A 20,580-nucleotide genomic window follows, 5' to 3' on the forward strand; every position below is an offset into this window, starting at 1 on the left:
GCCAACAGAAGTTTCCCTCCCTTTTGTGGGGAGGGGTTAGGGGTGGGGGTACTCGTAGAGCGAAGACCTTGGTTGCCTATGCGATTGCCCTGCTACACCCCCACCGTCGGCTGCGTATTCACCTCCAGCGCCTCCTCCGCCTCATCCTCCTCGCCAAGCACCTCGCCCTTCACCCCCAACGGCCGCCCTATCCAGATCGGGTCGACCAGATGGTCGCGCTTGGGGTTGGTGGTGTTGGGGTGGATGAGGATGCTCAGGCCGCCGTGGTTCAGCATCAGCCATGGAACCAGCGTAGCGAAAATCCCGGTGGCGAAGGAGACCTGGTACATGGCCTGCTGATGCGGGCCGACTTTCTCGTCGCGCCAATTGCCCAGGCGCACGCGGAAACGCTCGCCGATACGAAGGCGCAGCCATTCGGCATGCTGCCGCTCGGCCCGCCCGTCATAGTAAATATGCGCGTGATAGCTGACAATTTCCGAAAGCGGCCTTGGACTGGCGGCGTCTTCGTTCACCTTGATGCTCTCCTTCGATGATAACCGGCAGACCCGAAGCATGGAAGGTCGACCTTGTCGAGGCTGCGTTGATGCCGCCTCTTACAGGGGGGATAACCGGGACAACCGTCTCACTACCATCGATGACCAAGACTTGGCCTGTCACGTGCGCTACCCCTCGCCCGATAGATCGCGCCGCGCCTTGTCGAGTTCTTCGGCATAGCGCCGCATCAGATGGCCTTCGGTCAGCAGCCCGACGACCTTGCGGTCGGTGAAATCCTCGACCACCGCCAATTCCTCGGCGCCGGCGCGCTGAAAAGTCTCGGCGGCCGATTGCACGTTCATGCTCGGCACCAGCACCGCGTCCTTGAACTTGACGAAGGACAGCACCGGCATCTCTACATCCGACAAATGGCTGTGCAGTTCGGCGACGATCAGCACGCCGACATAATGCAGGTCGGCGTCGACCGCGATGACGCGCTGCGAGGCACCGAGCGGCACCTGCTTGCGGAATTCCGCAAGCGTCGTCGAGGCGTCGATGGTGCGGACATCCTTGCGCATCATCGAGCCGACAGTCAGGCTGCGCATCCAGCCGACATCATGCGCGCTGCGGATGGTTTCGCCGCGCAGATGAAAACGCCATGTCGAGAAGGAATAGCCGAAAGTTTCGCGCACCAGGATCGCCGCCATGAGCGAGGACGCCAGCACCACGCCGGTCAGCGTCAGGTCACGGGTCGATTCCAGCGCCAGGAAGGTCATCGTCAACGGGCCACCGACGACGCCTACGGCGAGCGAGGTCATGCCGACGACGGCGGCGACGGCCGGGTCGATGCCGGTCGCCGGCGAGACGAATGCCATAGCGCCGGCAAACATCTTGCCGAGCAGCGCGCCGAGGAACAGCGAGGCAAAGAACAGGCCGCCACGGAAGCCGGAGCCGAGCGAGATCGCCGACGCCGCCAGCTTCAGCACGAAGACGCTGGCCACCGCGGCCAGCCCGTAATTCATCGCGAATTCGCGGTGCAGCGCGCCATGGCCGCTGGACAGGACCTGTGGCGTGACCAGGCCCAGCAGCCCGACCATCACGCCGCCGATAGCTGGGCGCAGCGAGGCGTCGATCGACAGCCGCGCAAAGACGCGCTCGATCATGCTCACCAGATGCATGATGGCGATGGAAGCGCCGCCGCCCAGAAGCCCGAGCAGCATGAACGGCAGATACTGGCTGACGGTGAGCTGCGGCAGGCCGGCGAGCTCCAGCGGAAATGGCACGCCGCCGAACACCTCGGCGGTAAGCGAGGCTGAGATCGCGGCGGCCATCACCGGTGCGACATTGGCGACCGAGTAGATGCCGATGACCAGCTCGAAACCGTAGAAGGCGCCGGTCAGCGGCGCGTCGAAGGCGGCGGCGATCGCGCCGGCGGCACCGCAGCCGACCAGGATGCGGACATCGTTGCGGCGCATCCTGAACAAGCGCGCCAGCCGCGACGCCAGGCCCGAACCCACCTGCGTATAGCCGGCCTCGAGCCCGACCGAAGCGCCGAAGCCGCTCGAGATCATCGTCTGCCCGGCGATGATGAAAGTGTCGGTCAGCGACATGCGGCCGCCGTAAAGCGCATTGGCTTCGATCGGATCGACCGGCGTGCGGAATTTTCGCTTTCTCAGCCAGATCACCGTCAGCCCGAGCAGGATGCGGCCGGCCGCCGGTATCAGCGCCTGCTCCGGCCTTTGCAGCGAAAACATCGCCGAAAGCCGACCGCCGGGCTGAACGCCGAACATAAGCCCATGCAGGACCTGCACCAGTCCGCTCATGCCGGTGACCAGCGCACCCGCCATCATCCCGACCAGGGCCGCCAGAACGACGACGGCAATGCCGCGTGCCTCGAGCAGCGGGATAGATCTGATCAGCACCGCGCGCAACCGGCGGGCATAGACTTGCGGTTCGTTTCTGGGCGGTTCTTTTCTGGAAAGCACCGGGCGGCTCGCCGATATCTAAGGGGGAGTGGTGCCTGATACGCCCGGCGGCATCGCATGGCAACATGCCGGCCGCCAAGGTGTCATGCCCGCGTGATGCTGCGGCGATAAAGCCCATCTTCATCTCGGGGAGCCGCGTTGACGTAAACGTCAACCCGAAGCTATATGCGCCGGCGACCGTGATCGCGAAATGCGCAAGACGGCGACTTCGGCCAGATCGAAGAGTCCCGGGTCGAAGTGCCAATGTGCGACAAACGCAATGAGACGAGGAGAACCGCCATGAGCGTTCAGGAGATTGCCGACAAGATCAGCGCGCGCGTGGCTAGCGCCGGGTTCGATCGCTCCGTGAAATTCGACACCGGCAGCGACGGCGTCATCGTCATCGACGGCGCCGATGTCTCGACCACCGATGCGCCGGCCGATTGCACCATAAAGCTGTCGCTCGACGATTTGGACTCGCTGATCTCAGGCGATCTCAACCCGACCATGGCTTTCATGTCCGGCAAGATAAAGGTCGAAGGCGACATGAGCGTCGCCATGGCGCTCAGCCAGCTGATCGGCTGATCCACTCCGGTCCGGGATGAAAACGAGCCGCCGTGCAATGGGCGGCTTGTTTCTGATCCGTCACGCAGCGAGCGGCAGCCGCTGTGCCTTCAGCTTGCGCCCGGCCGCCTTCAGCGTGCCTTGCGCGCCGTCGAGCGCGCCTTCCACCAGTTCCAGCGCCAACAAGCGGTGCCGTTCGTAAGGTCCCGGCATGGCCAGAGGGCCGGTCTTCGCGGCCGAGAACCCGAAGCGCTTGTAGTAGGGCGCGTCGCCGACCAACAGGATCGCCGCATGGCCAAGGCGCGCGGCCTCAGCGACCGCGTGGTGCATCAGCGCCGAGCCAATGCCGGCATTCTTGAGCGCCGGGTCGACCGCAAGCGGGCCGAGCAGCAACGCTGCCTTGCCGCCTTCGCCCAGTACCACGTCCCACAGCCGTACCGTGCCGGCAACAGTGCCCGACGCGTCGCGCGCGACAAAGGCCAGGCCCTCCGAAGGCCGGCGGCCGCGCCGCAGCTTTTCCGACGACTTTTTCCGGCGCTTCGGCCCCATGGCGCGATCGAGCAAAGCCTCGCGCGATGCAATATCTGCCGCAGTTTCGGCGACGATCGCAAAAGCGCCGGTTATCTCCCCCCTTGAGGGGGAGATGTCGCCGCAGGCGACAGAGGGGGTCGGCACGTCCTGACGCGACACCCTATCGTGGACGAAGAACGTCGGCGCTTCACGCGCGGCGACCCCCTCTGGCCACTTCGTGGCCATCTCCCCCTCGAGGGGGGAGATTCCCGCGGCGCCTTCAACAACGAAATCTACAATGTCCATTTCCGCGATCCTTCACGAGCGGAGATCTGTTCCACAGGCGAACCCGGGCGGGCGACAGGCGCCCACCTCGGGGTGATCTGAAAGCCGAAGCCGTCAGATCACGTAGGATCGGAGAGGCTCGAAGCCGTTGAAGGCGACCGAGGCGTAGGTAGTCGTGTAGGCGCCGGTGCCCTCGATCAGCACCTCGTCGCCGATGGTCAGCGACAAGGGCAGCGGATACGGCGTCTTTTCGTACATCACGTCGGCCGAATCGCAGGTCGGGCCGGCGAGCACGCAAGGCGCGGTCTCGCTGCCGTCATGCGCGGTGACGATCGGATAGCGGATCGCCTCGTCCATTGTCTCGGCGAGACCGCCGAACTTGCCGATGTCGAGGAACACCCAGCGCACATTGTCGTTGTCGGCCTTCTTCGAGATCAGCACGACCTCCGATTTGATCACTCCGGCATTGCCGACCATGCCGCGGCCCGGCTCGATGATCGTCTCGGGGATGGCGTTGCCGAAATGCTTCCTGAGCGCCGAGAAGATCGCCTGGCCATAGGCCTGCGCCACCGGCACATCCCTGAGATAGCGGGTCGGGAAGCCGCCGCCCATATTGACCATCTTCAGCACGATGCCTTCGTCGGCCAGCGTCGCGAACACCTTCTTGGCATCGGCCAGCGCGCGATCCCAGGCAGTTAGGTCGGTCTGCTGCGAGCCGACATGGAACGACACGCCATGGGCGTCGAGGCCGAGCGCCTTGGCATGGCGCAGCACGTCGACCGCCATCGCCGGCACACAGCCGAACTTGCGCGACAGCGGCCATTCGGCGCCCTCGCCGTCGGTCAGGACGCGGCAGAACACACGGGCGCCGGGAGCAGCGCGTGCGATCTTCTCGACTTCCTCGACGCAGTCCACCGCAAACAGCCGGATGCCGAGCTGGTAGGCGCGCTGGATGTCGCGCTCCTTCTTGATGGTGTTGCCGAAGGAGATGCGGTCCGCCGGCGCACCGGCGTCCATCGCCATCTCGACTTCGGCAACGGAAGCGGTGTCGAAGGACGAGCCCATCGCAGCAAGCAGGCGCAGGATTTCCGGCGCCGGATTTGCTTTCACCGCATAGTAGATTTTGGAATCGGGAAGCGCCTTCTCGAAGGCGCGGAAATTGTCGCGCACGACATCGAGGTCGACGACGAGGCACGGGCCGTTCGGACGTCGGGTGGCGAGAAAGTCAAGGATGCGCTGGGTAGCCATCGGGTCTCTCCATCAGCGCCTTTCGGCGCGCACAAAGGCTTGCGGACGCGGGCCCTCGGCCTCGCGAACACGCGGTGGACAAAGGCGGGACGTCAAATCCATGGAACCAGCCGGTGGAGACCCCGGAACCATGAAGCGCCGTCTCGCGGCGGTGAACCTTGGCCTTGCCCGGCCTCGGTTCGCTTTGTCTGCCTTGGCTTGGATGGGAGACCCGTCCGCACTGCCGGCAATGAAGGTGTGCCTCTTCAGTAACCCCGGTCTTTGGACGACCGGCAGAACACCAGAAAGGCCCGCACCGTCGTTGCTTCAAGGTGTCCTCGGTTGGCGGTTGGCCGCTAAACCGACTGGAGGGGTTGGCTCCAGTTACCTTACCGATTGCCCTCACCATTCGAGGATCGGCGGACACCCACAGGCACGTGCGACTTTGGGCAAGCGCGATATAAGATCGAAAGATTTCACAATCAATAAAAATCGTATGGCAGGTTGTAAAATTTGTGGCATCGAACAATGCTGCGGCAACCAGAAGAAAAATGCTGCGGCAAGCACATTCCGGATATCGAACGCATGACAGGCACTCGCGGCCCGCTGAACGCTTTTCTCGACCTTGATCCAATCCCTGTAGCCAATGCGCAATCCGGCCCGCTTGCCGGCTTGCGGCTGGCCGTCAAGGACATCTTCGACGTCGCCGGCTACCGCACCGGCTGCGGCAACCCGCAGAAGTACCGGGACGCTTCACCGGCCATGGCGACCGCGCCGGCCGTCCAGGCGCTGCTTGATTCGGGCGCGCGCTTCGTCGGCAAGACGCAGACCGACGAACTCGCATTTTCCCTGCTTGGGCTGAACGCGCATTTCCCGTCGCCGGTCAACCCGGCAGCACCCGACCGCGTCACCGGCGGCTCGTCCTCCGGTTCTGCCGCGGCAGTTGCCGGCAGGCTTGCCGACATTGCAACCGGATCGGACACCGGCGGCTCGATCCGTGCGCCGGCAAGCTTCTGCGGCCTGATCGGCCTCAGGACGACGCATGGCCGCATCTCGCTCGACGGCGCCATGCCGCTGGCGCCTTCGCTGGACACGTTCGGCTGGTTCGCAAGCGACATCGTCATCTACGAAAAGGTCGGCACGCTGCTGCTCGGCGACGATCCGCATCGCCACGAACTGAGGCGCCCCATCGCTCTCGATGCACTAGACGGCCTCGTGCTCGGCACGCTGGAGGCCGCGGAATATCGCTCGATGATCCGCAGTGTCGCGTCCGTACTGGGCGCACCGCGCACCGTCGGCCCGCTGTCGCATTCCACCGACGATCTCTATTGGTGCTTCCGTAAGCTGCAAGGCTATGAAGCCTGGCAAAGTCACGGCGCCTGGATCGCCGGCGGCGACCGCATGCTGGGACCCGGTGTCAAGGAGCGTTTCGAGCACGGCGCGACCATCGACGCGGCAACCGCACAACGTGAAACGGAACGTCGCGTTTCGTTTCGCCTCGCGCTTGCCGGCCTGCTTGGCGATGACGGCGTTCTTGTGCTGCCGACCGCGCCGGGTGCCGCGCCGCTCAAGGCCGCGTCATTCGACGATTTGCAGGCCTATCGCGAGCGCGCGCTGAGATTGCTGTGTCTTTCCGGCCTGTCCGGCTTTCCGCAGATCACGCTGCCGCTCGGCAAGGTCGGCGGGGCGCCGTTCGGGCTTTCGCTGCTCGGTCCGAAGAACAGCGACCGGCAGTTGATTGCGCTGGCCGCCCGCATCCTTTCAGCCCACCAAGGAGGCGCATGACATGGATACGCTGACCCGCATGCGCGCCTTCATCGACGTGGTCGAGGCCGAAGGCTTTTCGGCGGCGGCGCGCAAGATCGGCCGCTCGAAGGCGCTGCTGTCGAAATATGTGCGCGAACTGGAGGACGAACTCGGCGCGCTGCTGCTCAATCGGACCACCAGGCAGTTCTCGCTGACCGAGGCGGGCCACACCTATTACCGGCGCGCCTCGGAGATCGTGCGCGAGGTCGACAGCCTTGCCGATGCGGTGCGCGAATCCTCTGGCGACGTGCGCGGCAGGATCAAGCTATCGGCGCCGCGCACTTTCGCCGACGCGCCGATCGGCCAGTCGCTGATCGACTTCGCCAAGCAGCATCCCGATATCATACTCGACGTTCAACTCGACGACCGTTTCGTCGATCTGGTCGAGGAGGGCTTCGATCTGGCGGTGCGCATTTCGCGGCTGGAAAATTCCTCGTTGATCGCCAGGCGCCTGGCGCCGTTTTCGGTGCGGCTTTGCGCGTCTCCCGAGCTGATCGCCAAGCACGGCATGCCGGTCAGGCCGCAGGATCTGGCCCGTGTGCCCTGCATTATCGACACCAATGGCCGCTGGCTGACCAACTGGCCTTTCAAGGGCGACAGCGGCGATACGGTGAGCGTTTCGGTCTCCGGCCCGATGGAGGTCAACAGCCCGATGACGGCAAGGGCGGCGGCCGTGGCGGGCTTGGGGTTTTCCATCCTGCCGGATTTCATCGCCGCGCCCGACATCGAAAGCGGCAAGCTGGTGACTGCGCTGGATGACCGCATCCTGCCTGGTGGCGGCATTTTCGCCGTCTATCCGCACCGGCGCTATCTGCCTGCGAAAGTTCGCGTTTTCGTCGACTTCCTGGTGCAGTGGTTCAAGGCGCTGGACAACGCATGAGCTTTCAGCCGCCTTGCGGTCCCATTTTCGCCCCCTTTCTGGTAACTGTCGGCAATTCACCGAAGCCGATTGAATCGCGACCGAGAATGCACTTGAAACAGCAAGCCATCATGCTGGCTTCGGCCTTGACCGCGACGTTTGCCGCCGTCGGACCGGCTGAGGTGCATCCCCACGTCTTCGCCGAAGCCCGCCTCGAAGTGGTCCTCGGCCCGGATCACCAAACTGTGAAGGCATTGCGCCATGTCTGGCGGTTTGACGATTTGTTTTCGAGCACGGTGATGATGGAGTTCGACAAGAATTCCGACCTGAAGCTCGACGACAAGGAGCTGAAGGATGTTGCCGACACCGTCCATGCCTCGCTTGCCGAATTCAACTACTTCCAGCTCGTCACCGTTGACGGCAAGGACGTGGCAATGACCCCGCCGCCGCATTTGATGGCCAATTTCGATAATGACCAGCTGATCATCCTGTTTGAATCCGAACCGAAGGTGCCGATCAAACTTAGCGGCAAGATCGATATCGGCGTCTACGATCCGACCTTCTACACCGCGATCGATTTCACCGAGGATGCCAATCTGCAGGTCGATGGCTTGCCGCCGGCCTGCACCAGCAAGGTTGTCCGCCCCAACCCGGACGAGGCGATCGCCGAGAACCAGAAGACCCTGACCGAGGCCTTCTTCAACGATCCGACAGGCACCGACATGAGCAAGATCTTTGCCACCAAGCTCGAACTGACCTGTCAGCCGGAAGGATAGATCCAGTGGCGAAACCGTCCCTGCGTTTGGCATTCGGTCTTCTGGCCGCCGCCTTTGTGATGACGCACTTTCTCGGCTCCGCCCACGCCCAGAGTTCGCTGGGCATCGGCACCAATGACGGCATGGCTCCAACCGCCACCGGCCCGTTCGCCCACATCCTGATGTGGATCAATCTGCGCCAGCAGGAATTCTATCATGCGCTTGCCGGCGCGATGAAGGCGATGCGCCAGGATGGCAGCAGGCTGTGGCTGCTCATCGGCCTGTCCTTTGCCTATGGCATTTTCCACGCCGCCGGCCCCGGTCACGGCAAGGCGGTGATCTCGTCCTACATGGTGGCCAATGAGGTGGCGCTCAAGCGCGGCATCATGCTGTCCTTCGTCTCGGCCCTGTTGCAGGCGCTGACCGCGATCGTGGTGATGCTGCTCGCCTATTTCGTGTTGCGCGGCACCGCGATATCGATGACCGACGCCGCATGGTTCCTCGAAATCATGAGCTATGTCTTCGTCACCCTGTTCGGCGCCTGGCTGCTTTGGCGCAAGGCCGGCCCGGCCATCCTTCGCCTGTTCGGCGCAAGCCCCGGCTACAGCCTCTCGGCTGCCCATGCCGGCCATTCACATGCCGGCCATTCACATTCCGCGCATGCCCATGCGGCACATTCCCACGCGCTTCATGCGCATGACGATCACGACCATGCGCATGACCATCATGACCACGGCGCACACGACCACGCCCATGCTGCGCACGATCACCACAGTCATGCGGCTGGCGAGGTCTGCGAGACCTGCGGGCACTCGCATGCGCCCGACCCGGCGCTGCTTTCGGGCGATCGCTTCGATTGGCGCACGGCCTGGTCGGCTGTCGCTGCCGTCGGCATCCGCCCCTGCTCCGGCGCGCTGATCGTGCTGAGCTTCGCCTTGCTGAACGGGCTATGGTTCGGCGGCATCCTGTCGGTGCTGGCCATGGCCCTCGGCACCGCAATCACCGTCTCGGCTCTGGCGACGCTTGCGGTGACCGCGAAGAACTGGGCGGTGTATTTTGCCGGCGACGGCCGCATGGGCAACCGCATCCATTCCTTCGTCGAGATTGGCGGCGCCGCCTTCGTCTTCCTGTTCGGCCTGCTGCTGCTTTCGGCCAGCCTGACTGGCGCCTGACCTAGTTGCGTGCGATCGGGGCGATTTAGCTAGGTATCTTGCCGCCCAACTCGTCCTCGATATGGACGCGTATGATCTCGTCGAAGCTCGTTTCGGCGGCAAAGCCAAGCTCCTTCGAGCGCCGCGCCTCGAAGCGTGTCGGCCAGCCCTTGACGATCGCCCAGATCGTCTCGTCGGGTTCCTCGCGGATCAGTTTCACCGCCTTGGCGCCGGCGACACGCTCCAGCGCTTCGATCTGCTCGCCGACGCTGACGGCGACGCCCGGCATCGTCAGGTTGCGGCGCGGCCCGACGGCGGCGCCGTCGATCTGAGCCGCATGGATCAGGAAATTCACCGCCGAACGCGGGCTGGCGTGTGTGTGGACGACGGAGCGCGGTACCGGCAGGATCGCTTCATGGCCGCTCAGCGGCTCGCGGATGATGCCGGAGAAGAAGCCCGAGGCCGCCTTGTTCGGCTTTCCCGGCCTGACGCAGATGGTCGGCAGCCTGATGCCGATGCCGTCGAAGAAACCGCGGCGCGTATAGTCGGCAAGCAGCGCCTCGCCGATCAGCTTCTGTGTGCCGTAGGAGGTCAGCGGCGTCGGGTGGAACTCGTCCGGAATGACGTCGGGAAACGGTGCGCCGAACACAGCGATCGACGAGGTAAAGACGACGCGCGGCGCAAATCCCGCCAGCCTTATGGCGTCGAACAGCGCCCTTGTGCCGTCGAGATTGACGCGGTAGCCGAGATCGAAATTGGCCTCCGCCTCGCCCGACACCACGCCGGCGAGGTGAAAGATCACGTCGGGGCGCAGCGCGACCAGATTTGCGGTCGCTCCCGGTGCGGCAAGGTCGCCGGTGTGGGGGGTAATGCTGACACCTTCGAGCACCGGCGCTTGCGGCGGCACGATATCGTGAAGATCGAGCGCGGCGATCTTGCGGCCGCCGAGCGCCCCGTCCTTGGCCAACCTGGCGATGAGTTTGCGGCCGACCATGCCTGCCGCGCCGGTAATCAGAATGCGCATGTCACTTTCCCTTTTTGCGCTGGCTGCGGCTACGCAGCCAGAACACGACGAAGATTGCCACCATGAAGATCGCGGCGACGACGCCGGCAAGAACCGTCGAGATATTGCCGACCGCCAGCATCACTGTTGGAAGATTATAGGCTGCGATGCCGAACAGCAGCAAAACCCAGGCGGCGCCGATCGCCGCATTGCGGGTGTCGCGGTCCATCACGCGGCGCCAGGGCGGCGAGAGTTCATGTCGATCGTTGCCAATGCCCAGAACTCCCGAAGTCAGTGATAATGGCCGCGGTGCGGTGCCGTGTCATGCGCATGCTCGTGCTCGTCATCATGCTCATGTCTGTCTGCACATTGACCGAATTCCGGTTCGACCGTGGCATGGGCTATGCCATGTTCCGCCGCAAGCCGCTTCTTGATCGCGCTTACCGCCATATGCGCGTCGACGCCGTCATTGAGGCAGGCATGCAATGTCGCCATGTTGCTGGAACCGTCGATCGACCAGACATGCATGTGATGCACCTCGCGCACGCCCTTGATCGAGCCTTCGATGTCCCTCGCGATCAGGTCGCGGTCGAGGCTTGCCGGCACGCCTTCGAGCAGGACGTGGGCGGCCTCGCGCATCAGCGACCAGGCCGTGGACAAGATCAGCAGCGCGACAAGGACGGACAGGATCGGATCGATAGGCGTCCAGCCCGTCGCCAGGATTATCAGCGCCGCGATGATCGCCGCGGCCGAGCCAAGCAGGTCGCCGAGCACATGCAGGATGGCGCCGCGCATGTTCAGGCTATCGCGGTCGCCGCCATGCAGCACGAAGAAAGAGCCGATGTTGACCGCAAGGCCGGCAATCGCAACGACCAGCATCGGCCCACCGAGCACGGGCTCAGGCGTCAGCAAACGCCCCCAGGCCTCATAGACGATCCACAGCGCAATGGCGAAGATGGCGATGCCGTTGGTGTAGGCGACCAGTGTCTTGACCCGGCCGAAGCCGTAGGTGAGGCGCACGGTCCCCGGTCGGCTCGCAAGATGAAAGGCATACCAGGCAAGGCCGAGCGCAATGCAGTCGGCAAGCATGTGGCCGGCATCCGCCAGCAGCGCCAGCGATCCCGTCAGGAGACCGCCAAGCGCTTCGACGACCATGAAGCCGGCGGTCAGGCAAGCCGCGATCAGCACGCGCTTCTTGTCGGTCGAGCCATGCACATGCCCGGCACCGTGACTGTGGTCGTGGCCCTGCGCGGCATGGTCGTGGGTATGCGCCATCTATGAGCTCCTGCTACGCGCCAAACTCGGCGCGGAAATCCTCGAGCCGCCGCTTCTGCTGGCCATCGCTGTCGAAATTGGCCGGATCGAGCCACGCCTCATAGGCTCTGCGCAGATCAGGCCATTCCTTATCGATGATCGAATACCACGCGGTATCGCGGTTTTCGCCCTTGACCACAAGATGCTGACGGAAAACGCCCTCGAACTTGAAGCCGAAACGTTCCGCCGCGCGCTTCGACGGCTCGTTGCGATTGTTGCATTTCCATTCGTAGCGGCGGTAGCCAAGCTCGTCGAAGACGTACTTCATGAACAGGAACTGCGCTTCCGTCGCCGCCGGCTTGCGCGAGATCAGCGGTCCCCAATAGATGTTGCCGATCTCGATCACGCCATAGGCCGGATCGATGCGCATCAGCGTCTGGCGCCCGGCGACCTTGCCGCTGGCCTTGTCGATGACCGTGAAGAACAGCGGGTCATCGCTGGCTTCGGCCTTGTCCAGCCATGGCTGGAAGGCGGCGCGGGTCTGCGGCGGGTCGTCGAACAGCCAGGCGAAGCGGCCGCCGGCATCGACCACTGACGAGGCCTCGAACAGGCCGTCGCCGTGCTTTTCGGCGTTGAGCGGCTCCAGCCTGACAGTGCGCCCCTCCAGCAACTTGCGTTCGGGCCGCGGGCGCGGTTGCCAATTCTTGAGATTTTCCGACACCGAAAACTCCAATCCGTTTGACTTTTGCGGGCGGACGCTCACAAAAACGCACGCTCGCTGAAAGAACCACACGGACGGGAAAAATGCTCCACACGATTTCGGCCTTCGACCGCCTCGGCGAGGAAAATGCGTTCGCAGTGCTGGCGCGTGCCACTGCACTTGCCCACCAGGGCCGCGACATTGTCAATCTCGGCATCGGCCAGCCCGACTTCAAGACGCCGCAGCATATCGTCGAGGCCGCGATCAAGGCGCTACGCGATGGCCATCACGGCTATACGCCGGCCAACGGCCTGCTGGCGACGCGCGAAGCGGTGGTACGCCGCACGCTGGCCACCACTGGCGTCGAAGTCTCGCCGGAAGCGGTGTTGATCCTGCCCGGCGGCAAGCCGACCATGTTCGCGGCGATCCTGATGTTTGGCGAGCCGGGTGCCGAAATTCTCTATCCCGATCCCGGCTTTCCGATCTACCGCTCGATGATCGAGTTCACCGGTGCTGCCCCCATCCCGGTGCCGATGCGCGAGGAGAACGGCTTTGCCTTTTCGGCCGCGGAGACCTTGGCGCTGATCACGCCGAAGACCAGGCTGCTGATCCTCAACTCGCCTGCCAACCCGACCGGCGGCGTCACCCCCCGAGCCGAGATCGAGAAGCTGGTCAGGGGCCTGGAAGCACACCCGGACGTCGCCATCCTCTCCGACGAGATCTACGACGTGATGACCTATGACGGCGAGACGCACTGTTCGCTGCTCACCTTCCCCGAAATCCGTAATCGGCTGATCGTCCTCAACGGCTGGTCGAAGACCTGGGCGATGACCGGCTGGCGCATGGGCTGGTCGATCTGGCCGAACGGCGACAAGGGCGCGCATCTCTATGACAAGGTGCGCAAGCTGGCGGTCAATTGCTGGTCCTGCGTCAACGCGCCGAGCCAGTATGCCGGCATAGCCGCCATTGACGGCCCGCAGGACGACGTCGACAAGATGATGCGCGCCTTCGACCGCCGCAGGAAGGTCGTGGTTGAGGGGTTGAATGCCTTGCCGGGCGTTTCATGCATCACGCCGAAAGGCGCCTTCTATGCCTTCCCTAATGTTTCCAAGACCGGCTGGAAGGCCAAGAAGCTCGCCTCGGCGCTGCTCGAGGATGCCGGCGTGGCGCTGATCGGCGGCCCCGATTTCGGCATTCTCGGCGAAGGCTATGTCAGGCTGTCCTACGCGAATTCCGAAGAGAACATCCTGCGCGCGCTGGAGCGGATCGAGGCGTTCCTGGCGAAGTGAGGACGACGAAAGGAGACGCCAGATGTTCTATGCCATTCTTGCCTATCACGAGGAAGAAGCGATCACGGCGCTGACGCCTGAGCAGGATGCGGCGCTGATGACCGATCTTCTCCAGATCAACGATCGGCTCTACCGTCAAGGCACCCTTGGGCCTGCGGCCCGGCTCGGCGCGACACAAGACGCCTGCACCTTGCGCGGGCCAGGCACCGGAATGGTTATCGACGGCCCCTTCGCCGAGACCAAGGAACAATTGCTGGGACTCTATGTCGTCGACTGCGCCAACCGTGACGCCGCTATCGACATTGCGCGCGACCTTCGCCGCGTCAATCCGACCGCCGTCTACGAAATCCGCCCGATTTCGCTATATTTACCCGGCGTGCCGCTTCCGGTCACCCGGCCCTGATTTAGGACCGGGTCGAGACTAATTTAGCCTCGCCCGACAAATGGCATCTTCGTCGCCATCACGGTCATGAACAGCACGTTGGCGTCGAGCGGCAGGCTGGCCATATGAAGGACCGCATCGGCGACGCGCTCGACATCCATCACCGCTTCGGCGGCAATGGTGCCGTTGGCTTGCGGCACGCCGACCGTCATCGCTTGCGCCATGTCGGTCAGCGCGTTGCCGATGTCGATCTGGCCGCAAGCAATGTCGAAGGGCCTGCCATCCAGCGCCAGCGTCTTGGTCAGCCCGGTGATGGCGTGCTTGGTCGCCGTATAGGGCACCGAGCCCGGCCGTGGCGCATAGGCCGATACCGAGCCGTTGTTGATGATGCGGCCGCCCATCGGCTGCTGCCTACGCATGGCGCCGAACGCGGCGCGAGCACACAGGAACGAGCCGGTGAGATTGACCCCGACGATGTCGTTCCACACTTCGACCGGGATGTCGTCGATCAATGTCGATTTGTAGCTCGTGCCGGCATTGTTGAAGAGCAGGTCGACGCGCCCGAAAGCCGCAGCCACCGTCTCGAACAGATCGTCGACCTGATCGGCCTTGCTGATGTCGCAGGCGAAGGCCAATGCCTTGGCCTGCGTCGGCCCGGCCGCGGCGATCGCATCCTCCAGCACTGGCTTGCGACGACCGCAGAAGACCGTATTCCAGCCGGCCTTGAGCAGCGCTGTGGCGACGCTCTTGCCGATGCCCGTGCCGGCGCCGGTGACGATGGCGGTTTTATAGTCGGTCATGGCTGTACTCCCTGAAAGGGATGAGGCATCGCAAATGACGGGAACCATGGCAAGCCGGCCCAAAGCCTGTGCTCACAAAAAGGGCGGCCGTTGGCGACCGCCCCTGATCCGAACCGGGCCTGGGAGGAGGAAAGCCGATCCGACTGCCTGAAATCATGCGCTTCCTCGGTTAACGAGAAGCTAACGCCAACGGCGCCGAGTTCCAAGGCTTCCTCTTCGAGCTACCAGCGCGAGCCTGCGACCGGCTTGGCTGTGCTGCCCGCTGCCGGCACCTTCGCCGCCGTCACCGTCGCCTCGACATGGTCGACCAGCGCATCCGGCAGGCCGAGACGGCCGGCAAGCAGGTCGAGATAACCGCGTTCGGCCCGCGTGTCCGGATCGATGGCAAGACGCGAGGCGGTGTAGAGTTCCAGCTTTTGCGCATCGGTCTTGGCCCCTGCGATCAGCACATCCAGATCGAGCGGCGCCTCCAGTTCCGACATCAGGAATTTCTCCGCTTCGGCGCCGACGCCGGCGAGGCTGAGCTTGCCGGCGATCTTCTGCCGCTCTTCGTCATCGACGTGGCCGTCGGCCTTCGCCGCCGAGATCATCGCCCTGACCAGCGTCAGCGTGAATTCGTCTTCGCCCTGCGGCGCTTGCGACGGATGGAAGGCGGTATCGGCCGGCGGCGGCAGCAATTCCGGTTCGCCTGCAGCTTGCGTCTCGGCCGGCGCGTTGCCGTTCTTGTAGTTCTGGTAGGCCTTGTAGGCGAGGCCGCCGATCGCAGCCAACCCACCAAGCTTCACCGCCGCACCGCTGACCTGACGGCCTGGGCCGGTTCCGAGCAGCACCGCGGCCAGCGCACCGGCTGCAAGCGGATTGTCCTTGGCCATCTGCACCGCCTGCCCGGCCTTGTCGCGGACGGTCGATCCGGTGCCAGGAATTTGCGAGCCGAGCAGATCGTCGAGGAGCTTCTTGGGATCGAACATCTATGCCTCCAGAATTGGCCCGGCCGAAGGTGCGCGGGCAGGTTTGGACGTCGAAGACCTAGGTCCCGCAGTTTGACATTACAATGACGGGTGCATCCTTTTACCCGCTGCCACGCATGACCCCGCACCGACATCTGCTGGGATTTCACGCGGAACTCAAAGTGCTGCAGCCTCCTGCCGCGCCCAAAAAAACACGCGGCGCTGGGGACATGGGATGTGTCGAAACCGCCCTCGACTTCGGGTAGTGTCGCGGCATGTCGCTTGGAAGGAGCCTGGCATGACCGATGAGACAGACCGCCAGCCGGCACGCGACCCCCAGGAACTGGAGCGCCTGCTGATTTCACGGCAATGGATCGGAGACATTGACGGCATGGCCGCGCTTTTCGAGCCGCATGCAGTCATCGACAGCGGTGGCGGACAGCTGACGTTCGGCCGCGAAGCCATCCGGGCGCTGTTCGCGGAGATCACCGCAACCGGCCGAAAATTTCAATCCGGAGATCAGCGTCCGGCTGTCGTCAATGGCGACCTGGCGCTCACCTCGACCCGGCTTCCCGACGGCACGATCACCACCGAGGTCGCGCGCCAGCAGAACGACGGGACATGGCTGTGGGTCATCGATCGCTTCTCTGTTGCTTGACGTGAAGTTGCTTCACGTGAGCTAACTTCCGATGTGGCGGGCGCCGCGTGCTTGCGCCAACTCGACCTGGCGCTGGCGCTCGGCGTAACGGGCGCGATCTTCGTCCGAGCGGGCATCGAAGCAATGCGGGCATGAAACGCCGGTAGCATATCTCGGCGACAGCCGGTCTTCCGCGGCTAGCGGATGCCGACAGGCGCGGCAGAGTTCGGCCTCGCCTTCGACCAGCCCGTGCGATACCGAAACGCGCTCGTCGAAGACGAAGCATTCGCCTTGCCAGAGGCTCTGTTCTGCGGGCACATCCTCGAGATATTTCAGAATGCCGCCCTTGAGGTGGAACACATGCTCCAAACCGAGCGACTTCACATAGGCCGTCGCCTTCTCGCAGCGTATGCCGCCGGTGCAGAACATGGCGACCTTGCGCCCGTCGAGCTCATGCCGATGCTGCTCAACCCAGGCCGGGAATTCGCGGAAGCTGGTGGTGGCGGGATCGACAGCGCCCTTGAAGGTGCCGAGCGACACTTCGTAGGCGTTGCGCGTGTCGATGACGATGGTACCCGTATCCGAGATCAGTGCATTCCAGTCGGCCGGCGCGACATAGGTGCCTGCAGCTGCCGGATCGATATTGTCCACGCCCATGGTGACGATCTCGCGCTTCAACCGCACCTTCATGCGGTGGAACGGCATCGTCGCGGCGCTGCTGAATTTGATCTCGAGGCCGGCGAGACCGTCGATGGATTCGAGATGATCGATGAGCGCGGCGATTGCCGTTTCACTGCCGGCGACCGTGCCGTTGATGCCCTCACGCGCCAACAGCAGCGTGCCTTTGATGCCGCGTGCGCAGCAGAAGGCGGCGAGCGGCGCGCGCAGCGCCTCGAACGTGTCGAGCCGGGCGAAGCGGTAAAGCGCGGCAACGCGGAAGGCTTGGCTGGGCAGTGTCATCGCCAAGCCACTAAACGCTCACGGCAGCCGGATCAAGGCAGAGCCGGGAGCGGTCTGACCGCGGGTGCGTTTCGAACATCACGCGTGACATCGCGACACGCCGCGTTTCGTGGACAGAAAAACCACCTTCTGCTAACCGGTCGACTTGATCAACAGAGGAGAGACGACGAATGCCCAGCACGACCGAAAAGCTCCTGTCGCTCCTCAACGGCCAGCCGATCATACCGGTGCTGAAGATCGCCAATCCCGCCGACGCGGTGCCGCTGGCCCGGGCGCTGGCCCGCGGCGGCCTGGCGGCGATCGAGATCACGCTGCGCACCGCCGACGCGCTGGAGGCGATCCGCCGGGTGGCGGGCGAGGTCGAAGACGCCGTCGTCGGCGCCGGCACCATCCTGGACGCCCGCCAGTTCGGCGAGGCGGCGGCCGCCGGTTCGAAATTCATTGTCAGCCCCGGCATCACTCGCGAGCTTCTCGCGGCAGCCAAGGACAGCGATGTGCCGTTGCTGCCCGGCGCCATCACGCCGGGAGAGGTCATGGCCGCGCGCGAAGCCGGCCTGCGCTTTCTGAAATTCTTCCCGGCCGAACAGTCTGGCGGCATTGCCTCGCTCAAGGCTTTCGCCTCGCCGCTTGCCGACGTGAAATTCTGCCCGACCGGCGGTATCACCGGCAAGAACGCCGCCGACTATCTCAGCCTGCCCAACGTCATCTGCATCGGCGGTTCCTGGGTGGCGCCAGACGATCTGGTCAAGGCCGGCAAATGGGACGAGATCGAAGCCTTGGCACGCGCGGCAAGCAAGCTCGGGCGCTAGCATCATCTGCATCAAAAGTCGCCGCCGATTTGGCCGACCTGGTTCGCCGGCTGGTTCCCGCTCATGGACTCGAACCACGATTCACGCCTTCAAAGGGCGCTGTCCTACCATTAGACGAAGCGGGAGAATGCTGACCGCTGGTTACCATCCCGGGATGAAGGAAGCCAGTGCCGCCGGGTAGAGATAGCCGCGCGAGGTGCCGAGCGCGGCCTACTCGGTCTTGAAGCGTGCCACCGACATGAACTTGACGGCCTTGCCGGTGAACCGGTTGGCGTCGGCCATCTCGTTGCCCGGCTGGAAGCCTACCGTATAGACCTCGCTCGGCGCCGTACGGACGAAGTCGTAGGCGTAGCGCGGCGCCGTTGTCGCATCTGAAACGGTTGCTACATACTCACCGCTGTGCAGCGCCCAACGGGCGGCCTGCGGCGCGGCGGTGACCACCACCGGCTTGGGGCCGGGTTTCAGGTCGCGGGCGGTTGCCCTGGGTTCCTTGCGTGTGGTCTTCACGCCTGCACCGATGACGGCAGCCGGATCGGAGCCGGCCGGGCGGGCAACGATGGCCTCGCGCGGCGATGCCCCGTCGCTCGATGGCCCGTCGTCGTTCGCCGGTTCCTCGAACACCGATGCTTGCTCGGAAAGCGACGCGACCTTGTACTCGTCGGTCGCGCTGACCCTTTCCAGAACGGCCTTGACCTCGTCCGGCTGGGAAGTATCGGGCCGCGCCGACGGCAATACCGAGAATGCGTCGGTGGCAGTGTTGCTCCGCTCTGCCGCACTCGCCAGCGCCAGCAACACTTGCTTGTCCTGCGGCGCAAGACCCGCCGGCGACAGATCGGCCGGCAGCGAATGATCGGGCCGCCAGCTCGGCAAGGGAATGTTGTTTGCCGCGACCTGCACCGGGCCGGCAGCAGCAGCTGCGTCTGCCATGCCGAACGGAACACTTGCCGGCGCCACGGTTGCCGGCGCTTGCGCGGTCGCCACCGCCTGTTCAGTCGATCCAGCCGCATCCGCCACGCCGAACGGAACGTTTTCAGGCGGCTGAGCGCCGACGTCGGTCTTCGGACGCGGAGCAAAATCCGGCAGCGGGACGCTGCGCGCCGGCAATGCCGCGATGATCGTCTCCGGCGTGTCGTTCTCCGGGTCAGGCGCCGGAGCATCGGCGACCTCCGGAATCTCGGCGCGCTTAGCATCCTGAGGCGCCACGATGGCAATACCAGGCAGGTTGCTGCTCTTGGCGGACGGCGCCGGCTTCACGTTACGGGGCTTTGGTGCCGGCTCGGCCATCGCCACATCGGCGCTGTCGTCCGCCTCGTCGTCGCCACCGCCGAACAAGGCTGCCAGGAACCCGTGGGATTTTTTGCCGCCGCTTGCGCTGGCCAGTTCAATGGCCGGCGCGCCGGCGCCCTTGCGGGCTTTGTAGGAGGCGAGCGCCTGTTGATAACCAGGCAGCGGCTTGCCGTCGCTCGGCACATGCAGCGTCTTGCCGTTGGGGAACACGCGCGCCAGTTCCTGGCGACTGATGCCGGGCCAGTGGCGCACATTGCCGACATCCATATGCACGAAGGGCGAGCCGGAGCTGGGATAGTAGCCGACGCCGCCGCCCTGCATCCTGAGGCCGATATCACGCAGCTTCTTCAATGGGACACCGGGAATGTAGAAATCCATCGCCCTGCCGAGCATGTGCTGGCTCTTCTCGGCGACGCCCCTGCTGCGGCTGCGCAGCATCGAATTCGTGGCCGGCGAACGATAGCCACAGACGACCTGGATGTAATCGGTGGCGCCGCTCTCCCGGTACGCTTCCCAGACCAGGTCCAGCAGGCGCGGATCCATCTTGGTCGGCTCGTTGCGACGCCAGTCGCGCAGGATGATGTTGATCTTTCGCAAGCCCGCCTGGTCGTAGCGGCCGTTGCGCTTGTAGACGATCTCCGCCTTTTCATGCGTGTGGAGATGATAGAGCTTCAGCGAACGTGTCTCGGCGCTGGCGCCGGTTGCCGCCGCTGCAAGGAACCCGACGGCAACAATCACCGCTGCCAGCCATCTCGGCCAGACGCTCATGTGATAATGCCGCCCGTTTTCGTGTCGTTCGATTCTGTTCAAATCAAAAGGCCTTGCAGGCTGCCGTTTTGTCCCCGGATTTGACCAAACGGATGCGTGGTGTGTGCATCCGAATATCGATCCTAATGGTTAATCATCGCTTATTGAAG

The 20,580-nt window shown here is 64.2% G+C and carries 21 protein-coding genes and 1 tRNA gene; 9 read left to right on the forward strand and 13 right to left on the reverse strand.

Features of this window, described 5'->3' with window-relative positions; all coding sequences use genetic code 11:
- Positions 1-92: 92 nt before the first annotated feature.
- Both NKJ84_RS09980 and NKJ84_RS09985 read right to left on the reverse strand, forming a co-directional pair.
- The gene (locus NKJ84_RS09980) at positions 93-512 is read right to left on the reverse strand and encodes a DOPA 4,5-dioxygenase family protein (RefSeq protein WP_352506310.1); all 420 of its coding nucleotides are present in this window, start codon (positions 510-512) and stop codon (positions 93-95) included.
- A 150-nt stretch (positions 513-662) separates the two neighbouring features.
- Positions 663-2,459: a chloride channel protein gene (locus tag NKJ84_RS09985; RefSeq protein WP_352506311.1), complete on the reverse strand. Its 1,797-nt coding sequence runs from the start codon at positions 2,457-2,459 to the stop codon at positions 663-665.
- A 279-nt stretch (positions 2,460-2,738) separates the two neighbouring features.
- Between NKJ84_RS09985 and NKJ84_RS09990 the strand changes: the two genes are divergently transcribed.
- Entirely contained in the window at positions 2,739-3,023 is a 285-nt protein-coding gene (locus NKJ84_RS09990) for an SCP2 sterol-binding domain-containing protein (protein ID WP_254816984.1), read from the forward strand.
- Positions 3,024-3,083: 60 nt separating this feature from the next.
- Here the strand turns inward: NKJ84_RS09990 and NKJ84_RS09995 are convergent, their stop codons facing one another.
- Both NKJ84_RS09995 and odc2 read right to left on the reverse strand, forming a co-directional pair.
- Positions 3,084-3,758, reverse strand: coding sequence for a GNAT family N-acetyltransferase (locus NKJ84_RS09995; protein ID WP_502904019.1), 675 nt, complete (start codon positions 3,756-3,758; stop codon positions 3,084-3,086).
- 153 nt (positions 3,759-3,911) lie between these two features.
- Entirely contained in the window at positions 3,912-5,045 is a 1,134-nt protein-coding gene (gene odc2 / locus NKJ84_RS10000; protein ID WP_352506312.1) for an ornithine/lysine decarboxylase, read from the reverse strand.
- A 564-nt stretch (positions 5,046-5,609) separates the two neighbouring features.
- Between odc2 and NKJ84_RS10005 the strand changes: the two genes are divergently transcribed.
- The 4 genes from NKJ84_RS10005 (at position 5,610) to NKJ84_RS10020 (ending at position 9,616) form a co-directional block, all read left to right on the forward strand.
- A complete protein-coding gene (locus tag NKJ84_RS10005) occupies positions 5,610-6,809 on the forward strand; it encodes an amidase (protein ID WP_352506313.1) in 1,200 nt (399 codons plus the stop codon).
- Position 6,810: 1 nt separating this feature from the next.
- A complete protein-coding gene (locus NKJ84_RS10010; protein WP_352506314.1) occupies positions 6,811-7,710 on the forward strand; it encodes a LysR family transcriptional regulator in 900 nt (299 codons plus the stop codon).
- Between the two features lie 86 nt (positions 7,711-7,796).
- Positions 7,797-8,465, forward strand: coding sequence for a DUF1007 family protein (locus tag NKJ84_RS10015; protein WP_254816980.1), 669 nt, complete (start codon positions 7,797-7,799; stop codon positions 8,463-8,465).
- The gene (locus NKJ84_RS10020) at positions 8,462-9,616 is read left to right on the forward strand and encodes a nickel/cobalt transporter (protein ID WP_352506400.1); all 1,155 of its coding nucleotides are present in this window, start codon (positions 8,462-8,464) and stop codon (positions 9,614-9,616) included. The genes NKJ84_RS10015 and NKJ84_RS10020 overlap by 4 nt, the downstream gene beginning before the upstream one ends.
- A 25-nt stretch (positions 9,617-9,641) precedes the next feature.
- Here the strand turns inward: NKJ84_RS10020 and denD are convergent, their stop codons facing one another.
- The 4 genes from denD to NKJ84_RS10040 form a co-directional block, all read right to left on the reverse strand.
- Positions 9,642-10,619 carry a D-erythronate dehydrogenase gene (denD, locus tag NKJ84_RS10025; protein ID WP_352506315.1) on the reverse strand — a complete coding sequence of 326 codons (978 nt, stop codon included), beginning with the start codon at positions 10,617-10,619 and terminating at the stop codon, positions 9,642-9,644.
- 1 nt (position 10,620) lies between these two features.
- Complete coding sequence (locus NKJ84_RS10030; RefSeq protein ID WP_352506316.1) at positions 10,621-10,827, reverse strand: hypothetical protein; 207 nt, start codon at positions 10,825-10,827, stop codon at positions 10,621-10,623.
- A 62-nt stretch (positions 10,828-10,889) separates the two neighbouring features.
- Positions 10,890-11,873, reverse strand: coding sequence for a cation diffusion facilitator family transporter (locus NKJ84_RS10035; protein WP_352506317.1), 984 nt, complete (start codon positions 11,871-11,873; stop codon positions 10,890-10,892).
- A 13-nt stretch (positions 11,874-11,886) separates the two neighbouring features.
- The gene (locus NKJ84_RS10040; protein WP_023720204.1) at positions 11,887-12,573 is read right to left on the reverse strand and encodes a GNAT family N-acetyltransferase; all 687 of its coding nucleotides are present in this window, start codon (positions 12,571-12,573) and stop codon (positions 11,887-11,889) included.
- Positions 12,574-12,656: 83 nt separating this feature from the next.
- Between NKJ84_RS10040 and NKJ84_RS10045 the strand changes: the two genes are divergently transcribed.
- Both NKJ84_RS10045 and NKJ84_RS10050 read left to right on the forward strand, forming a co-directional pair.
- Positions 12,657-13,841, forward strand: coding sequence for a pyridoxal phosphate-dependent aminotransferase (locus NKJ84_RS10045; protein WP_352506318.1), 1,185 nt, complete (start codon positions 12,657-12,659; stop codon positions 13,839-13,841).
- Positions 13,842-13,863: 22 nt separating this feature from the next.
- On the forward strand, positions 13,864-14,244 hold the full coding sequence (locus NKJ84_RS10050) for a YciI family protein (RefSeq protein ID WP_254816974.1): 381 nt from the start codon (positions 13,864-13,866) through the stop codon (positions 14,242-14,244).
- Between the two features lie 23 nt (positions 14,245-14,267).
- Here NKJ84_RS10050 and NKJ84_RS10055 read toward each other — a convergent pair whose 3' ends face one another.
- Together NKJ84_RS10055 and NKJ84_RS10060 are read right to left on the reverse strand one after the other, a co-directional pair.
- Positions 14,268-15,023: an SDR family oxidoreductase gene (locus tag NKJ84_RS10055; protein ID WP_352478254.1), complete on the reverse strand. Its 756-nt coding sequence runs from the start codon at positions 15,021-15,023 to the stop codon at positions 14,268-14,270.
- A gap of 221 nt (positions 15,024-15,244) precedes the next feature.
- Positions 15,245-15,991, reverse strand: coding sequence for a tellurite resistance TerB family protein (locus NKJ84_RS10060; RefSeq protein ID WP_352506319.1), 747 nt, complete (start codon positions 15,989-15,991; stop codon positions 15,245-15,247).
- A 277-nt stretch (positions 15,992-16,268) separates the two neighbouring features.
- On the opposite strand from NKJ84_RS10060, the gene NKJ84_RS10065 reads away from it, so the two are divergent.
- Entirely contained in the window at positions 16,269-16,628 is a 360-nt protein-coding gene (locus NKJ84_RS10065; protein WP_352506320.1) for a YybH family protein, read from the forward strand.
- 21 nt (positions 16,629-16,649) lie between these two features.
- Here NKJ84_RS10065 and trhO read toward each other — a convergent pair whose 3' ends face one another.
- On the reverse strand, positions 16,650-17,567 hold the full coding sequence (trhO, locus tag NKJ84_RS10070; RefSeq protein ID WP_502904016.1) for an oxygen-dependent tRNA uridine(34) hydroxylase TrhO: 918 nt from the start codon (positions 17,565-17,567) through the stop codon (positions 16,650-16,652).
- A gap of 170 nt (positions 17,568-17,737) precedes the next feature.
- Here trhO and NKJ84_RS10075 point away from each other — a divergent pair, with 170 nt between their 5' ends.
- Entirely contained in the window at positions 17,738-18,376 is a 639-nt protein-coding gene (locus NKJ84_RS10075; RefSeq protein WP_352506322.1) for a 2-dehydro-3-deoxy-phosphogluconate aldolase, read from the forward strand.
- A 51-nt stretch (positions 18,377-18,427) separates the two neighbouring features.
- On the opposite strand, the gene NKJ84_RS10080 is transcribed toward NKJ84_RS10075, so the two are convergent.
- Together NKJ84_RS10080 and mepK are read right to left on the reverse strand one after the other, a co-directional pair.
- A tRNA-Gln gene (locus NKJ84_RS10080) sits at positions 18,428-18,501 on the reverse strand.
- A gap of 85 nt (positions 18,502-18,586) precedes the next feature.
- Positions 18,587-20,431 carry a peptidoglycan L,D-endopeptidase MepK gene (mepK, locus tag NKJ84_RS10085; RefSeq protein ID WP_352506323.1) on the reverse strand — a complete coding sequence of 615 codons (1,845 nt, stop codon included), beginning with the start codon at positions 20,429-20,431 and terminating at the stop codon, positions 18,587-18,589.
- Positions 20,432-20,580: the final 149 nt, after the last annotated feature.

Source organism: Mesorhizobium sp. M0048 (assembly GCF_040323405.1).
Lineage (GTDB): Bacteria > Pseudomonadota > Alphaproteobacteria > Rhizobiales > Rhizobiaceae > Mesorhizobium.

What these genes read in the sequence shown, in the direction of transcription:
- NKJ84_RS09990 (WP_254816984.1), top strand. Translation starts at nt 2,739, where the DNA reads ATGAGCGTTCAGGAGATTGCCGACAAGATCAGCGCGCGCGTGGCTAGC.
- NKJ84_RS09995 (WP_502904019.1), bottom strand. Translation starts at nt 3,758, where the DNA reads ATGGCCACGAAGTGGCCAGAGGGGGTCGCCGCGCGTGAAGCGCCGACG.
- odc2 (WP_352506312.1), bottom strand. Translation starts at nt 5,045, where the DNA reads ATGGCTACCCAGCGCATCCTTGACTTTCTCGCCACCCGACGTCCGAAC.
- NKJ84_RS10005 (WP_352506313.1), top strand. Translation starts at nt 5,610, where the DNA reads ATGACAGGCACTCGCGGCCCGCTGAACGCTTTTCTCGACCTTGATCCA.
- NKJ84_RS10010 (WP_352506314.1), top strand. Translation starts at nt 6,811, where the DNA reads ATGGATACGCTGACCCGCATGCGCGCCTTCATCGACGTGGTCGAGGCC.
- NKJ84_RS10015 (WP_254816980.1), top strand. Translation starts at nt 7,797, where the DNA reads ATGCACTTGAAACAGCAAGCCATCATGCTGGCTTCGGCCTTGACCGCG.
- denD (WP_352506315.1), bottom strand. Translation starts at nt 10,619, where the DNA reads ATGCGCATTCTGATTACCGGCGCGGCAGGCATGGTCGGCCGCAAACTC.
- NKJ84_RS10030 (WP_352506316.1), bottom strand. Translation starts at nt 10,827, where the DNA reads ATGGACCGCGACACCCGCAATGCGGCGATCGGCGCCGCCTGGGTTTTG.
- NKJ84_RS10035 (WP_352506317.1), bottom strand. Translation starts at nt 11,873, where the DNA reads ATGGCGCATACCCACGACCATGCCGCGCAGGGCCACGACCACAGTCAC.
- NKJ84_RS10045 (WP_352506318.1), top strand. Translation starts at nt 12,657, where the DNA reads ATGCTCCACACGATTTCGGCCTTCGACCGCCTCGGCGAGGAAAATGCG.
- NKJ84_RS10050 (WP_254816974.1), top strand. Translation starts at nt 13,864, where the DNA reads ATGTTCTATGCCATTCTTGCCTATCACGAGGAAGAAGCGATCACGGCG.
- NKJ84_RS10055 (WP_352478254.1), bottom strand. Translation starts at nt 15,023, where the DNA reads ATGACCGACTATAAAACCGCCATCGTCACCGGCGCCGGCACGGGCATC.
- NKJ84_RS10060 (WP_352506319.1), bottom strand. Translation starts at nt 15,991, where the DNA reads ATGTTCGATCCCAAGAAGCTCCTCGACGATCTGCTCGGCTCGCAAATT.
- NKJ84_RS10065 (WP_352506320.1), top strand. Translation starts at nt 16,269, where the DNA reads ATGACCGATGAGACAGACCGCCAGCCGGCACGCGACCCCCAGGAACTG.
- trhO (WP_502904016.1), bottom strand. Translation starts at nt 17,567, where the DNA reads ATGACACTGCCCAGCCAAGCCTTCCGCGTTGCCGCGCTTTACCGCTTC.
- NKJ84_RS10075 (WP_352506322.1), top strand. Translation starts at nt 17,738, where the DNA reads ATGCCCAGCACGACCGAAAAGCTCCTGTCGCTCCTCAACGGCCAGCCG.
- mepK (WP_352506323.1), bottom strand. Translation starts at nt 20,431, where the DNA reads ATGAGCGTCTGGCCGAGATGGCTGGCAGCGGTGATTGTTGCCGTCGGG.